The following is a 13316-nucleotide window of genomic DNA, read 5'->3' as shown; positions in this document are numbered from 1 at the left end:
CCAATCGCCAGCAAAATCGCCAAGATAGAAACCGTCACCATCAGCTCCACCAGCGTGAAGCCCTTGCCCCTGATGTTTGTGTGTCGAAATGCACGTTTATTCATGCTTTGGATTGTGCCCGCCCGTGCTTTTCGTGAACAGTTGGCATCCGACGCGCGGCGCGCAACGCCTGACCAGCGGTCGTTTTGTCGGGCAAGATAGGCGTCTCTAAGTGGTAACGCGCATGTCCGATCAGCTCTTCATTTCGCAAGCCTTGACGCTGGCCCGCCAGGCCATCGGGCTGTCCGATCCCAACCCCCGGGTGGGGTGCGTGCTGGTGTCGGCGCAAGGTGTGGTGATGGGCCGCGGGCACACCCAGCAAGCCGGCGGTCCGCACGCCGAGGTCATGGCCTTGCGCGATGGCCAAGCGCGTGGGCTGCCGACCCAAGGTGCCACCGCCTACGTCACCCTTGAGCCTTGCTCACACCACGGCCGCACGCCGCCTTGCGCCGATGCGTTCGTGGCCGCAGGCTTGGCGCGCGTGGTGATCGCCTTGCTGGATCCCAATCCCCAGGTTGCAGGCGAGGGCGTGCGCCGTTTGCAAGTGGCGGGCATCACCGTGGACGTGTTGCCCACGGATGATCCGCAGTCGCAAGAGGCCCGCGAGCTCAACTTGGGCTTTTTGTGCCGCATGGTGCGAAATCGCCCCTGGGTGCGGCTGAAAGTGGCCGGTTCTCTCGACGGCCGCACCGCGCTTGACAATGGCCAAAGCCAGTGGATCACCGGCCCAGCGGCGCGGGCGGATGGCCATGCCTGGCGGGCTCGCGCGTCGGCAGTGCTCACCGGCATTGGCACGGTGATGGACGATGACCCTCGCCTGGATGTGCGAGACGCGCCCACGGTGTTGCAGCCGTCACGCGTGGTGCTTGATTCGCAATGGCGAACGCCGCCTGTGGCCCGTCTGCTGGCACCGCCCGGCAAGGTGCTGATCTATGGCCTGGCGCCGGATGAAGGTGATGCTGCGGCTCGCTCGCGCCAGCAAGCTTTGCGAGGCGCTGGCGCCGAACTGGTGACCGCGCCTGAAAGCCCTCAGCGCCAAGTCGATCTGCCCTTCGTGCTGCAAGATCTGGCCCGCCAAGGCGTCAATGAGCTGCACGTGGAAGCTGGCGCCCGATTGAACGCCGCCTTCATTGAGCAAGGCCTGGTGGACGAGCTTCTGTTGTATCTTGCTCCCAAGTTGATCGGGCCTGGCCGTGGGCTGGCCGCCTTGTCGCCTTTGGCGCAGTTGTCAGACGCCTGGGGCCTGTCATTCCGCGATGCGACCCTGGTGGGCGATGACCTTCGAGTGATCGCCCGGCCACCGGGCCGCGAACGTTTCTAGTCTGGTTTTTTGCACTCACACACAGGTTTTGCGCCACCCATGTTCACCGGCATCATCACTGGCGTTGGCCAGATCATCGAATCACAAGCGCTTGGGGCCGACCCCAGCCACGGGCGCCGCCTCACCTTGCAGACGCCCAAGGGCTTTGTGGACGATGTGGGCCTGGGCGACAGCATCGCCATCAACGGCGCCTGCATGACGGTGACGACCTTCGACGCGCCCGCCGCCCGATTCACCATCGACGTGTCGGCCGAAAGCCTGGCCCGCACGGTGGGTTTGGGCGATCTGGGCCCCGTGAACCTGGAAAAAGCCTTGCGTGCGCATGACCGCCTGGGTGGCCACCTGGTCACTGGCCATGTGGATGGCGTGGGCACGGTGAGCCACTTCGCCCCGGTGGGCGAGTCGTGGGAGTTGCGCATCCGCGCGCCCCAAAGCCTGGCGCGTTTTCTGGCCTACAAGGGCTCGATCACCATCAACGGCGTGAGCTTGACGGTCAACCGCGTGGAGGACCAGGCCGATGGTCAGGCCGAGTTCAGCATCAACCTGATCCCGCACACGGTGGAGAACACGGCCCTGGGCCAGCTCAAGGCGGGCTCGCCCGTCAATCTGGAAGTGGACCTGATCGCCCGCTATGTGGAGCGGATGTTGAACAGCGCGGGTCGAATCGCGTCATAAATGCGGGGTTCTTCTCGGGTTATCCCGGTGTTTCGCAGCAACGAGCAGGCCCGCCCGCCTACAATCGTCGGATGCCCATATCCCCTATTCCTGAGCTGATCGCCGAGTTGGCCGCTGGTCGCATGGTCATCCTGGTGGATGAAGAAGACCGCGAAAACGAAGGCGACCTGGTCCTTGCGGCCGACCACGTCACCCCCGAGGCCATCAATTTCATGGCCCGCTTCGGCCGTGGCCTGATTTGCCTCACGCTGACGCGCGACCGTTGCGAGCGACTGCAGTTGCCGCCGATGGCCACGCGCAATGGCACCAAACATGGCACGGCGTTCACCGTGTCCATCGAGGCCACTGAGGGCGTGACGACGGGCATTTCAGCCGCTGACCGCGCCCGCACCGTGCAGGCCGCGGTGGCGCGCGATGCCAAGGCGACCGACCTGGTCCAGCCTGGCCACATCTTCCCCTTGCAAGCGCAGGATGGCGGCGTGCTGATGCGCGCCGGTCACACCGAAGCGGGTTGCGATCTGGCGGGCATGGCCGGCCTGTCGCCCACCTCGGTGATCTGCGAGATCATGAAAGACGACGGCACCATGGCCCGTTTGCCGGACCTGGAAGTCTTCGCCAAAGAGCACGTCCTGAAGATTGGCACCATTGCGGCCTTGATTGAGTACCGCAGCCGCAACGAGTCGTTGATTGAATGCGTGGGCGAGCGCGCCATGGTGACGCCCGAAGGCATCTTCGACGCCAAGGTGTTCCGCGACCGCATGGGCGGCATCCACCTGGCCTTGAGCCTGGGCCAGTGGAGCTGCACTGACGAGGTGATGGTGCGCGTGCACGAACCCCTGTCGGTGCTCGACTGGCTGGACGCCGGCGTCCCCAGCCACTCGTGGCCGCTGCCCAAGGCCTTGGCCACGGTGCGTGAGGCTGGTCGTGGCGTGGTGGTGTTGCTCAACGCGGGCGAAGAATCCGTTCGGCTGATGGACCGGCTGTTGCCCGCCAACCCCGGCGAAATCCCCCGCACCCCGCCCGACCTGCGCACCTATGGCGTGGGCGCTCAAATTTTGCGCTCGCTCGGCGTGCAGCGCATGCGCTTGATGGGCAACCAGCAACGCCTGCCCAGCATGGTGGGTTTTGGCCTGGAGGTCACTGGCTTCCTCACGGCCGATGGCCAAACCCTGGCGCCCTCGCACTGATTTTTTCTTTTCGTTCTTTTTTGATTTTTCACTCGCTCTTTTTCAGGACCACACCATATGCAAGGCGCTGACAAAGGACAAGCCGGCCGACTCGAGGGGCGCGAATTGCGCATCGGGATCGTCCAGGCTCGTTTCAACCAAGATCTGACCGGCCGATTGGCCGAGTTCTGCATCAACGAACTCATCGCCCTGGGGGTGGTTGCCAAGCACATCCAGCACGTGACCGTGCCCGGCGCCCTGGAGGTGCCGACCGCCTTGCAGGCCATGGCCGACAGCGAGCGTTTTGACGCCCTGATTGCCCTGGGTTGCGTCATCCGCGGCGAGACTTATCACTTCGAATTGGTGGCCAATGAAAGTGGTGCAGGCGTGACCCGCATCAGTTTGGACCACCACCTGCCGATTGCCAATGCCATCCTGACGGTGGAAGATCAGGCCCAGGCCGAAGCTCGTGTTGAAGAAAAGGGCCGTGACGCGGCCCGCGTTGCCGTTGAAATGGCCAATTTGCTGGACGACCTGCTGTGAGCACTCCCGAGATCCCCAAGGACGACGCCGTTGGCGCATCCCCTGCCGCGCACCCGGCCCGCAAAAACGCGGGCGGGGTGCCTGGTCGTGACCGGGCCAAGTCGTCCCGCCGCCGCGCCCGTGAGTTTGCTTTGCAAGGCCTGTACGAATGGCAACTGAACAGCCGTGAGGCGAGCAGCATCGATGCACACGTTCGAGAGCTGGAAGAGTTCGCCAAGTCTGACCGCGCGCATTACGACGCTTTGCTGCACGGCTGCATCGACCAACATGCGCAGCTTGACGAGGCGCTGTCGAAGTTCCTGGACCGTCCGGTGAAAGAGCTGTCGCCCGTTGAGCACGCCGTGCTGTGGATCGGGGCCTACGAGCTGACCCATTGCATGGACGTGCCCTACAAGGTCGCCATCAACGAGGCGGTCGAGCTGGCCAAGAGCTTTGGCGGCACCGATGGCCACAAGTACGTGAACGGCGTGTTGGACCACCTGGCGCCCGTGTTGCGTCCTGACGAAGTGCGCACCGCACGCTCGGGGCCGCGCTGACACTGTGGCCGCGTCTGACTTCAACTCCGCAGTGACTCGTCCCCTGGACGAGGATGGCGAGCACGTGCCGGTCGACGATCCGGACACCGTAGCGCAGACGCGTCCGCTGCCCGAATCCGACCCCAGCGAAGTCCCCAAGGAGCGGCCCGAGTTGTTGCCCACCATCGGGCACATCGGCCGCTATGCGCTGAAGTACAAGATTGGCGCGGGCGGCTTGGGCACGGTTTACGCGGCCCACGACCCACTGCTGTCACGCCTGATCGCCATCAAGACCTTGAACGTGGATCTGCCCGCTGAAAACCGCGAGCAGTTCAACGCTTTGTTCCTGAACGAGGCCAAGGCGGCCGGAAGCCTGAACAACCCGCACATCGTGACGATGTATGACGCGGGCCTGAGCGAGCAGGGCACCTACATCGCCATGGAGCTGTTGCGCGGCAAAGACTTGCGCCAACTGCTGACCCTGGGGTGGAAGCCCACACCGGCGCAGGCCGCCTTGATTGTGCGGCGCGTGGCCGATGCCTTGTCCTACGCGCACCACAAGGGCGTGATTCACCGCGACATCAAGCCGGCCAACATCTTCATGGTGGGGCGCACCTCGCCCCGCGTGCTGGACTTTGGCATTGCGCGCATTCGCCAGGCCGAGTCCATGAGCCGGGATGACGAGCAAAGCCGCTTCCAGGAAGTGTTTGGCGGATCGCCGTACTACATGGCGCCCGAACAGGTGCGCCAGGAGCCGACCGACCGCCGGGCTGATGTTTACTCGCTGGGCGTGGTGCTGTACGAACTGTTGACCACCAAGCGACCCTTCACGGGCAACAGCCTGGACGAGATCGCTTGCGCGGTGTTGAAAGGCGAGGTGCCTGCACCGCATGAACTCAACCCCGAGGTGCCCAAGGCCTTGTCCGAGATCGTGGCCCGGGCCATGGAGCGTGATGTCGCAACGCGCACGCGCTCGGCGCGCGCTTTGTCGCAGGCCTTGCGCGATTGGTTGAGCCAACAAGGTGAGGTGCCGCAATCGGGGTTTGGCGCCTCGTCGTCGTCACGCGGATCGGTCTTGAGCAAGTCCGGCCAGAAGGTGTCGCGCTCCTGGATGTGGTCTTTGGCGGCGGCCGGTTGGTTGACCGCCCTGGGCGGTTTGGGCTGGTTTGTCTGGCAGGAGCGCTCAAGCGCCAAGCCTGATGAGGCGGTGGTGGCCGTGGTGGCCGTGGTGGCGGTGGTGCCAGCCGTGCCCAAGTTGTTGCCGACCGCAACGCCGATCGTGCCGGTGTTTGTGTCTGCGCCTGAACCGTTGGCAGAGCCCGCAGCCAGCGTCGACAAGCCCGTGGCCTTGCCCACTGGCGTCGTCAAGCTGACCATCAATCCCTGGGGTGAAGTTTTTGAAGGTGGCCGCTCATTGGGCGTGACGCCGCCCATGACGCAACTCAAGCTGCCCGTTGGCAAGCACACCTTGACCATCCGCAACGGCGACGCATCACCCCTGCGCAAGACGGTGGATGTGAAGGCCGGCGCACCGGTCAGCATCAACCACCAATTCTGACCCCGAGGCTCCATGCGCATTCATGCCCATTTCGCTTTCCATCGCCTGACCACCCTGCTGGCCGTGCTGATGTTGTCCGCTTGCACGATGCCCCCGAAGGACGCGCCACAACCACCCAAGCTGGTGGCTTCTGCGCCCGCCGTTCCGGTGGCGGCCCCGGCGCCCACGCCCGTGGTCACGGCCGCAGATGCGGCTTTGGCGCAAGGCCTCAAAGCCTACCAGGCGGCGCAGTACACGACCGCCGAGACCCAGTTCAACACGGCATTGCAAGCCGGTTTGACGGTGCCTGCTGATGTGGCCACCGCACACAAGCACCTGGCTTTCATCTACTGCACCAGCCGGCGCGAAACCGCTTGCGCCAAGGCCTTCAAGGCCGCGAGGGCGGCGGACCCCGGCTTTGCCCTGAGCAAGGCGGAAGCCGGGCACCCCATGTGGGGCCCGGTCTACCGCAAGGCGCTGCCCGTGGTCAAGCCGGCCAGCACGCCAGCCAAAAAGGGCGCGGCCGTCAAGCCTCAGCCTTGATGACCAGGGTGCGGTCACCCTGATTGGCCCAACGCTGCGCCTCTTCGTTCAAGAGGTGCATGGTGCGTGGGCTTTGCTGGGCCCAATTTTCTTCCAAGGTCAGCACGGCTTTGCCATGCGCGGTGAGCAAGTGGGCCACCTTGGCCGGCAAGGCCGTGCGCGCGTGGTGCAGGATGGTGGCCAGGCGCAGGCACAACACCTGGTTCATCAGGCCGGTGTCCTGCCGGTGGTCGGCCAGCTTGGTCAACTCGCCGCGCTGACCGAGCACCAGCCCAGCCAGGTGGCGCAATTGCGATTGCGAAAAGCCCGGTGCATCGACGTGGCCCAGCAGGTAGGCGCTGTGGCGGTGGTGGTCGTGGTGGGAGACCATCATGCCGATCTCGTGCACGGCGCTGGCCCAGCCCAACTCGCGCACGGCATCGCTGTCGGCTTGATGGGTGCCGTCTTCATGCAGGCCATCCCACAGGGCCAGGGCGCTTTGGCGGACCCGGTCGGCTTGCGACAGATCCACGTGAAAGCGACGCTGCAACTCGCGCACCGAGGTGTCGCGTTGGTCGTGGTGCCGTTGATTGCTGGCGGCCTCGATGCGCTCTTCCAGGTCGAAGATCACGCCTTGGCGCAAGGCGCCTTTGGCGGGGCGAAGTGATTCGATGCCGAAGTGGATGGCCAGCGTGTACAGGATGGACAGGCCCCCCCCCAGCACGGCCTTGCGTTCGGGCTTCAGGCCGGCCAGGGTCAGGGCGTCCATTGAGCCGGCTTGCAGGCACTGCTCCATGCACCAGCGCAGCCCATCGGCGGTGATGCTGCCATCGCTGATCTGATTGGCCACCAGGATCTGGGACACGGCGCCCACGGTGCCTGATGAGCCCAGCGCGGCGTGCCAGTTGGCGCGGGCAAAGGGGGTCAGGGCTTCTTCAAGTTCGGCGCCCGCCGCGATCTGGGCGCTGCGAAAGGCCTGCGCCGTGAACCGGCCTTGCGGAAAATGCGCCATCGACAGACTGACACTGCCCACCCGGAACGATTCAGCGCGCAGGGCACTGCGGCCGTGGCCCAGGATCATCTCGGTGGAGCGGCCGCCAATGTCGATGACCAGGCGCGGCAACTCACTGGGCTGCAGGCGGGCCACGCCCTGGTAGATCAGCCGGGCTTCTTCGCGGCCAGAGATCACTTCGATTTCATGGCCCAGCACTTGGTCGGCGCGCGCCAGGAAGGCATCGCGGTTGCGGGCTTCGCGCAGCGTCTGCGTGGCCACGGCGCGCACTTGCCAAGGCGCGAAGCCCTTCAGGCGTTGCGCAAAGCGGGCCAGGCAGGTCAGGCCGCGTTGGGTGGCGGCTTCGGTCAGCAAACCTTGGGCATCCAGGCCGGCGCCCAGGCGCACGGTTTCCTTCAAATAATCGATCCGCTTGTAGCGGCCCTTGCTCAGCTCGGCGATCTCCAGCCGGAAGCTGTTGGAGCCCATGTCGATCGAGGCCAGCAAATGCGGCCACTCACTGGCTTCGAGGGGAAAAGAGGTGGCTCGCATCGTCTTGGCTGCGGTGTTCGTGTTCATATTGATCATTGTCTTCGCAATGTGTGACGTGGCGGTTGACAGCATTGCTAAGATCCGGCGATGACCTTGATTTACATCGTATTGGCCACCTTGTTGGGCGGCGTGGCTTCCGTGATGCTGGCCGCAGCCCTTTCGGCCCCTCTGTTGAGCCTCATTGTTCGCCATTTGGTGAGCCTGTCGACCGGGGTCTTGCTGGGCACGGCCTTGCTGCATGTGCTGCCTGAAGCCTTTGAGTCCACCGCACCGCCGCATGCCTTGTTCATGACCTTGCTGGTCGGGCTGATGTTCTTCTTCCTGCTGGAAAAAGCCGAGCTGTACCGCCATGGTCACCACCATGAGCACGACGACCACCACCATCACCATGGCTTCGATGCTGATCAGGCTGGGCGTGGGGGCTGGAGCGTGCTGGTGGGCGACAGCATCCACAATTTTTGCGATGGTGTGATCATCGCAGCGTCCTTCCTGGCTGATCCGCAGGTGGGGCTGGTGACGTCGCTGGCCATCATCGCGCACGAGATCCCTCAAGAGGTGGGCGACTACATCGTGCTGCTGAACGCGGGGTTCTCGCGCACGCGGGCCTTGGTCTACAACGCGATTTCAGGCCTGGCAGCGGTGGTCGGCGGTGTGCTGGGCTATGTGCTGATCGATCCCTGGCAGCACTACCTGCCCTACATGATGGTGGTGGCCTCGAGCAGCTTCATCTATGTGGCGGTGGCCGACCTGATCCCGCAGTTGCAAAAGCGCCTGAGCTGGCGGGATACCTTCTTGCAGTTGTTCTGGCTGGTGGTGGGCTTGCTGATGATTGGGACCATCGTGCACAGCATGCATTGAGCTTCTTGTCTTTGAAGCCCTCGCCCCGCTCAGTCCTTGATCACCGAGCTGGACCGTGCTGCCGCGATGCCCGCCAACACGATCAAGGCCATGCCCACCAGTGACAGCGGATTCACCGGGTCGTCAAAAATCCACACCCCCAGCACGAAGGCATGTGCAATGCCCAGGTATTGCAAACTGGCCATGACCAAAGCCTGACCGCGCGCATAGGCGCGGGTCATGGCCAATTGGGCCAAGGTGGCAAAGCCGCCAATGCCCAGCAGCCAGACCCAACCCATGGTGCTGGGCGGGTGCCAAACCCCTTGGCCCGTGCTGGTCACGACCAGGCTGATCAACAAGCCGGCCACCGCGCCGAACAGCGAAAAATAAAACACCACGCGGTGCTCCGGCTCGCCCGTGCGGCCCAGGCTGGCCACTTGCAGGTAGGCCCAAGCCGACAACATGCCCGAAGCCAGGCCCAGCAGCCCTTCCAGCCATTGATCGCGCTGCAGGGTAGGGCGCAGCACCAACGCCACACCCACAAAGCCCACCGCCACCGCCAGCAGCAGGGACGGCGGGATGCTTTTGCCCGGCAGGCCGCGCCAGCGTCGCCACGCCAGCCGCAGTCCCAGGAACACGGCCATCCAGACCGAGGACATGTAGTTCAAGGTCACCGCCGTGGACAGCGGCATGTGGGCGATGGCGTAGAACCACAGGCTCAGGGCCGAGACGCCCGCGAAGCCGCGCCAAAGGTGCAATTGCGGCACCGTGGTCGCCAGTGACAGGCGTTGATGCCAGGCCAGCAAGGCCATCATCATGGCACCGACCAGCCCGCGAAAAAACACCACTTCACCCGTGCTGACCTCGACCGAGGCCTTCTTGACGCACACACCCATTGCCGCGAACAGCAAGGTGGCGATCACCATCAACCCGGCGGCGGATTGACGCGAGGCCACCTTGACAAGGGCGTTCACGGGGCGGTGTTCACTCGCGGAAATCCATGGTGCGGCGGTACCACTCGTGGAAGTGCAGCATGCCGTCTTCCATCGGGCTTTGGTAGGGGCCGACTTCGTTGTCGCCGCGCAGCATCAGGGCCTTGCGGCCCGCGTCCATGCGCTCGGCGATCTCGTCGTCCTCGACGCAGGTTTCCATGTAGGCGGCCTGGTGCGCCTCCACAAAATCGCGTTCGAAGGCGACGATCTCTTCGGGGTAGTAGAACTCGACCACATTGAGCGTTTTTTGCGGCCCTTGCGGGTACATGTTCGAGACCACCAGCACGTGCGGGTACCACTCCACCATCATCGTGGGGTAGTAGGTCAGCCAGACGGCGCCTTGCGTGGGCTTTTCGCCGTTGCCGTGCTTCATGACCACGTCGTGCCACTTCTTGTACGTGGCCGAGCCGGGGCGGTCAAAGTTCTTGGCCACGCCCACGGTCTGCACCGAATATTCGAGCGCCATGTCCCAGCTCAGGTCGTCGCAGGTGACGAAGTTGCCCAAGCCAGGGTGGAAGGGGCCGACGTGGTAGTCCTCCAGGTAGACCTCGATGAAGGTCTTCCAGTTGTAGTTGCACTCGTGCAGCTCGACTTTGTCGAGCACGAAGCCGGTGAAGTCCAGATCACCGCCGGGGGCGAAGCGCGGGGACACGCCGGCCAAGTCAGCGGCCACGTCGCGGCCGTTGTCTTCAAAGATCAGGCCGTTCCAGTCGCGAACCTGGTAGTTGTTCAGGTTCAGGCAGGGGTCGTGGTCGAAGTGGGGTGCGCCGATCAGTTGGCCGTGCAGGTCGTAGGTCCAGCGGTGCAGGGGGCAGACCACGTTGTGGCGGCTGTTGCCACGCCCGCGCAGCATGATGGCCTGCCGGTGGCGGCAGACGTTGGAGATCAGCTCGACGCCTTTTTCAGTGCGCACGAGCATGCGGCCTTCGCTCTCTTGAGGCAGTGCGTAGTAATCGCCGACCTCGGGCACCGACAGGGCATGCCCCAGGTAGCGAGGACCGGACTGAAAGATGCGTTCGAGCTCCCGCTGATAAAGTACTTCGTTGAAGTAGCTGGAAACAGGCAGCTGTGTGCGGCTGCGGGCGAGAGCATTGAGCGCAGGACTCAGGTCGGACATGATCCCCAGGTTCTCCAAAAACCTATGTCAACCAAATCTCGGCCATGGCCGAGGGCTACCCCGATTCATGACGGGGAAAACCCGAAATTGTACCCGCCAGGCGGATGGTGGGGTTGCACAAGGTCAACAGACCACCCAGACCGGGGGCCGCACTGAACTTCACAGGGCGTTTTGGGCGCTGCTTTTGGCCCTTGATGCGAAATAGAATACACGTTTGCCCTCACGCCGGGCTTGCCCGGTCGACACCATGGCCAAAACCCCCGCTCCCGCTGTCGATTCCTCCCAAGCACTGCCTTTGCCGTCCACTTACGAGGAGGCTCAGTCGGAACTGGAACACCTGGTGAGCCAGATGGAGTCTGGCCAATTGCCCCTGGACGGCCTGTTGGCCAGTTACCGGCGTGGCGCCCAGCTGCTGCAGTTCTGCCGGGCACGGCTGGAGGCGGTCGAGGCCCAAGTCAAATTGCTGGAAGACGGCCAGCTCAAACCCTGGGACGCCGCATGAACTCCCAGGCCTACGCCGATTGGTCGGCCCAGGTGCTGGCCGATGTGGAATCGGCGCTGGCCCAATGGGTGCCCATCGAAGCCCCCGCCGGTCTGGGCGAGGCCATGCGCTATGGCGTGCTGGATGGCGGCAAACGCCTGCGGGCGCTGTTGGTGATGGCTGCCGCGCAAGCCGCCGGGGCCGAGCAGACATCTGCTGGCCAGGACGCCGCCTTGCGCGCGGCCTGTGCGGTCGAGTTGATCCACGCCTATTCCCTGGTCCACGACGACATGCCTTGCATGGACAACGACGTGCTGCGCCGGGGCAAGCCCACCGTCCACGTGCAGTTTGGCGAGGCCCGGGCGATGTTGGCGGGGGATGCCCTGCAGGCCCTGGCCTTTGAAGTGCTGACGCCGGATGTTTGCCCGGCCGATCTGGTGATACGCGCGCCGGTCCAGGCCCGTTTGTGCCGCCTGTTGGCCCGTTCGGCCGGGCAGGCAGGCATGGCGGGTGGGCAGGCCATTGACCTGGCCAGCATTGGCATGGCCTTGGACGAGACCACTTTGCGCGACATGCACCACCGCAAAACAGGCGCCTTGTTGCGCGCCAGCGTGCAAATGGGCGCGGCCAGCGCGGGCATCGACGAATCCGGCCCGATCTGGGCGGCGTTCAGCCGTTATGGTGAGGCCATGGGCCTGGCATTCCAGGTCGTGGATGACATCTTGGATGCCACGCAACCGTCCGACACGCTGGGCAAGACCGCGGGCAAGGACGCCGACGCCAACAAACCCACCTACGTGAGCCTGTTGGGCCTGACCCAGGCACGCGCCGAGGTTGACCACTTGCTCCAACAGGCTCAGGATGCCCTGGCGGGCAGTGGCCTGGCGCCTGAGCGTACCCTGGCCCTGGCCGCCCTGGCTGAGCGCATCGTGCACCGCGACCATTGATCCAACAACAACAATTCACGCCCCAAGGAAGCCCACCATGACCTCCACCCTGCTGTCCAGGATCGAGACACCCGCCGATGTCAGGCGCCTGTCTCGCCTTGAGCTCAAACAACTGGCGGGCGAGTTGCGCGAGTACCTGCTGCAAAGCGTGTCGCGAACGGGGGGGCACCTGTCGTCCAACCTGGGCACGGTGGAGCTGACGATCGCCCTGCACTACGTGTTCAACACGCCCAATGACCGGCTGGTGTGGGACGTGGGCCATCAAACCTACCCGCACAAGATTTTGACCGGGCGGCGCGACCGCATGCCCACCTTGCGCCAGATGGGCGGCATGAGTGGCTTTCCGCGCCGCGACGAAAGTGAGTACGACACCTTTGGCACGGCGCACTCGTCCACGTCCATCTCGGCGGCGCTGGGCATGGCCCTGGGCGCGCAACTGCGTGGCGAAGCGCGCAAGGCCGTGGCCATCATCGGCGATGGCGCCATGACGGCGGGCATGGCCTTCGAGGCCCTGAACAACGCGGGCGTGCCGCACAACGGCCGTCCTGCCGACGTGTTGGTGGTGTTGAACGACAACGACATGTCGATCTCGCCGCCGGTGGGCGCCTTGAACCGCTACCTGGCACGGCTGATGTCGGGCCGTTTTTATTCCGCCGCGCGCGAAGGTGCCAAACAGGTGCTGCGCAATGCGCCACCACTGTTTGAGCTGGTGAAAAAGCTGGAAGAGCACGCCAAGGGCATGGTCGTGCCGGCCACGATTTTTGAAGAGTTCGGCTTCAACTACGTGGGCCCCATCGATGGCCACGACCTGGACTCGTTGATCCCCACGCTGGAGAACCTGCGCGACCTGAGCGGGCCGCAGTTCCTGCACGTGGTCACCAAGAAAGGCTATGGCTACAAGCTGGCCGAGGCTGATCCCATCGCGTACCACGGCCCCGGCAAGTTCGACCCGGCCGTGGGCCTGGTCAAGGCCGCAGCATCTGCCGAGCCGCCCAAGCCCACGTTCACCCAGGTGTTCGGCCAGTGGCTGTGCGACATGGCCGCGCAAGACACGCGCCTGGTCGGCATCACGCCCGCCATG

Annotated in this window: 15 protein-coding genes; 11 read left to right on the top strand and 4 right to left on the bottom strand. The window is 64.5% G+C overall.

What is annotated here, in order from left to right; translation table 11 throughout:
- A partial coding sequence (locus tag H7225_RS18320) for a prepilin-type N-terminal cleavage/methylation domain-containing protein (RefSeq protein WP_366481295.1) occupies positions 1–104 on the bottom strand: 104 nt, incomplete at its 3' end.
- Between the two features lie 119 nt (positions 105–223).
- Between H7225_RS18320 and ribD the strand changes: the two genes are divergently transcribed.
- From ribD to H7225_RS06070, 7 genes are all read left to right on the top strand, one after another.
- The gene (gene ribD, locus H7225_RS06100) at positions 224–1360 is read left to right on the top strand and encodes a bifunctional diaminohydroxyphosphoribosylaminopyrimidine deaminase/5-amino-6-(5-phosphoribosylamino)uracil reductase RibD (RefSeq protein ID WP_290659895.1); all 1137 of its coding nucleotides are present in this window, start codon (positions 224–226) and stop codon (positions 1358–1360) included.
- Positions 1361–1399: 39 nt separating this feature from the next.
- Positions 1400–2035 carry a riboflavin synthase gene (locus H7225_RS06095; protein ID WP_290659894.1) on the top strand — a complete coding sequence of 212 codons (636 nt, stop codon included), beginning with the start codon at positions 1400–1402 and terminating at the stop codon, positions 2033–2035.
- Between the two features lie 71 nt (positions 2036–2106).
- Positions 2107–3222: a bifunctional 3,4-dihydroxy-2-butanone-4-phosphate synthase/GTP cyclohydrolase II gene (gene ribBA / locus H7225_RS06090; protein ID WP_290659893.1), complete on the top strand. Its 1116-nt coding sequence runs from the start codon at positions 2107–2109 to the stop codon at positions 3220–3222.
- Positions 3223–3279: 57 nt separating this feature from the next.
- Positions 3280–3744, top strand: coding sequence for a 6,7-dimethyl-8-ribityllumazine synthase (gene ribH, locus H7225_RS06085; RefSeq protein WP_290659892.1), 465 nt, complete (start codon positions 3280–3282; stop codon positions 3742–3744).
- Between the two features lie 77 nt (positions 3745–3821).
- Positions 3822–4280 (top strand): transcription antitermination factor NusB, encoded by a 459-nt coding sequence (gene nusB, locus H7225_RS06080; protein ID WP_290659897.1) that lies wholly within the window; start codon positions 3822–3824, stop codon positions 4278–4280.
- 31 nt (positions 4281–4311) lie between these two features.
- Entirely contained in the window at positions 4312–5817 is a 1506-nt protein-coding gene (locus H7225_RS06075) for a serine/threonine-protein kinase (RefSeq protein ID WP_290659891.1), read from the top strand.
- A 12-nt stretch (positions 5818–5829) separates the two neighbouring features.
- Positions 5830–6339: a TssQ family T6SS-associated lipoprotein gene (locus H7225_RS06070; RefSeq protein WP_290659890.1), complete on the top strand. Its 510-nt coding sequence runs from the start codon at positions 5830–5832 to the stop codon at positions 6337–6339.
- Here the strand turns inward: H7225_RS06070 and H7225_RS06065 are convergent.
- Complete coding sequence (locus H7225_RS06065; RefSeq protein ID WP_290659896.1) at positions 6323–7861, bottom strand: Ppx/GppA phosphatase family protein; 1539 nt, start codon at positions 7859–7861, stop codon at positions 6323–6325. The two genes, H7225_RS06070 and H7225_RS06065, sit on opposite strands and share 17 nt — an antisense overlap.
- Positions 7862–7948: 87 nt before the next feature.
- On the opposite strand from H7225_RS06065, the gene H7225_RS06060 reads away from it, so the two are divergent.
- Positions 7949–8719, top strand: coding sequence for a ZIP family metal transporter (locus H7225_RS06060; protein ID WP_290659889.1), 771 nt, complete (start codon positions 7949–7951; stop codon positions 8717–8719).
- A 29-nt stretch (positions 8720–8748) separates the two neighbouring features.
- On the opposite strand, the gene H7225_RS06055 is transcribed toward H7225_RS06060, so the two are convergent.
- Positions 8749–9672, bottom strand: a complete 924-nt coding sequence (locus tag H7225_RS06055; RefSeq protein WP_290659888.1) for a DMT family transporter — start codon at positions 9670–9672, stop codon at positions 8749–8751.
- A gap of 10 nt (positions 9673–9682) precedes the next feature.
- Positions 9683–10807, bottom strand: a complete 1125-nt coding sequence (locus H7225_RS06050; protein ID WP_290659887.1) for an aromatic ring-hydroxylating dioxygenase subunit alpha — start codon at positions 10805–10807, stop codon at positions 9683–9685.
- Positions 10808–11054: 247 nt separating this feature from the next.
- Between H7225_RS06050 and H7225_RS06045 the strand changes: the two genes are divergently transcribed.
- The 3 genes from H7225_RS06045 to dxs form a co-directional block, all read left to right on the top strand.
- Entirely contained in the window at positions 11055–11309 is a 255-nt protein-coding gene (locus H7225_RS06045) for an exodeoxyribonuclease VII small subunit (RefSeq protein ID WP_290659886.1), read from the top strand.
- On the top strand, positions 11306–12235 hold the full coding sequence (locus H7225_RS06040; RefSeq protein ID WP_290659885.1) for a polyprenyl synthetase family protein: 930 nt from the start codon (positions 11306–11308) through the stop codon (positions 12233–12235). Before H7225_RS06045 ends, H7225_RS06040 begins: the two co-directional genes overlap by 4 nt.
- Before the next feature lie 37 nt (positions 12236–12272).
- Positions 12273–13316 (top strand): 1-deoxy-D-xylulose-5-phosphate synthase (gene dxs, locus H7225_RS06035; RefSeq protein ID WP_290659884.1); only part of this gene is annotated, 1044 nt, incomplete at its 3' end.

Source organism: Aquabacterium sp. (assembly GCF_014378415.1).
Taxonomy (GTDB): Bacteria; Pseudomonadota; Gammaproteobacteria; order Burkholderiales; family Burkholderiaceae_C; genus Aquabacterium.
The sequence above is the reverse complement of the archived record's forward strand: the minus strand, read 5'-3'. Positions and strand labels throughout refer to the sequence as shown.

Coding starts and splice junctions, on each gene's coding strand:
- H7225_RS06095 (WP_290659894.1), top strand. CDS start 1,400: ATGTTCACCGGCATCATCACTGGCGTTGGCCAGATCATCGAATCACAA.
- H7225_RS06065 (WP_290659896.1), bottom strand. CDS start 7,861: ATGCGAGCCACCTCTTTTCCCCTCGAAGCCAGTGAGTGGCCGCATTTG.
- ribD (WP_290659895.1), top strand. CDS start 224: ATGTCCGATCAGCTCTTCATTTCGCAAGCCTTGACGCTGGCCCGCCAG.
- H7225_RS06050 (WP_290659887.1), bottom strand. CDS start 10,807: ATGTCCGACCTGAGTCCTGCGCTCAATGCTCTCGCCCGCAGCCGCACA.
- H7225_RS06040 (WP_290659885.1), top strand. CDS start 11,306: ATGAACTCCCAGGCCTACGCCGATTGGTCGGCCCAGGTGCTGGCCGAT.
- ribBA (WP_290659893.1), top strand. CDS start 2,107: ATGCCCATATCCCCTATTCCTGAGCTGATCGCCGAGTTGGCCGCTGGT.
- H7225_RS06060 (WP_290659889.1), top strand. CDS start 7,949: ATGACCTTGATTTACATCGTATTGGCCACCTTGTTGGGCGGCGTGGCT.
- H7225_RS06070 (WP_290659890.1), top strand. CDS start 5,830: ATGCGCATTCATGCCCATTTCGCTTTCCATCGCCTGACCACCCTGCTG.
- H7225_RS06045 (WP_290659886.1), top strand. CDS start 11,055: ATGGCCAAAACCCCCGCTCCCGCTGTCGATTCCTCCCAAGCACTGCCT.
- ribH (WP_290659892.1), top strand. CDS start 3,280: ATGCAAGGCGCTGACAAAGGACAAGCCGGCCGACTCGAGGGGCGCGAA.